The 929-nt window shown below is 56.3% G+C and carries 1 protein-coding gene; it reads left to right on the top strand.

Annotation, left to right across the window (positions count from 1 at the left end; all coding sequences use genetic code 11):
- Positions 1 to 34: 34 nt before the first annotated feature.
- Positions 35 to 929: phage tail tip protein J-related protein (locus tag HP552_RS00170; RefSeq protein ID WP_446686443.1), on the top strand; the 895-nt coding region annotated here is incomplete at its 3' end.

Consider the following 929-nt stretch of genomic DNA (forward strand, 5'->3'; position numbering starts at 1 on the left):
GAGTGGCACGGTGAATGGTGTCACGCCGCCAGCGGTGCAGCACCTGACCGCAGAAGTCACTGCAGACAGCGGGGAATATCAGGTGCTGGCGCGATGGGACACACCGAAGGTGGTGAAGGGCGTGAGTTTCCTGCTCCGTCTGACCGTAACAGCGGACGACGGCAGTGAGCGGCTGGTCAGCACGGCCCGGACGACGGAAACCACATACCGCTTCACGCAACTGGCGCTGGGGAACTACAGGCTGACAGTCCGGGCGGTAAATGCGTGGGGGCAGCAGGGCGATCCGGCGTCGGTATCGTTCCGGATTGCCGCACCGGCAGCACCGTCGAGGATTGAGCTGACGCCGGGCTATTTTCAGATAACCGCCACGCCGCATCTTGCCGTTTATGACCCGACGGTACAGTTTGAGTTCTGGTTCTCGGAAAAGCAGATTGCGGATATCAGACAGGTTGAAACCAGCACGCGTTATCTTGGTACGGCGCTGTACTGGATAGCCGCCAGTATCAATATCAAACCGGGCCATGATTATTACTTTTATATCCGCAGTGTGAACACCGTTGGCAAATCGGCATTCGTGGAGGCCGTCGGTCGGGCGAGCGATGATGCGGAAGGTTACCTGGATTTTTTCAAAGGCAAGATAACCGAATCCCATCTCGGCAAGGAGCTGCTGGAAAAAGTCGAGCTGACGGAGGATAACGCCAGCAGACTGGAGGAGTTTTCGAAAGAGTGGAAGGATGCCAGTGATAAGTGGAATGCCATGTGGGCTGTCAAAATTGAGCAGACCAAAGACGGCAAACATTATGTCGCGGGTATTGGCCTCAGCATGGAGGACACGGAGGAAGGCAAACTGAGCCAGTTTCTGGTTGCCGCCAATCGTATCGCATTTATTGACCCGGCAAACGGGAATGAAACGCCGATGTTTGTGGCGC

The organism is Paenibacillus xylanilyticus (assembly GCF_013359935.1).
Taxonomy (GTDB): Bacteria; Bacillota; Bacilli; order Paenibacillales; family Paenibacillaceae; genus Paenibacillus; species Paenibacillus xylanilyticus.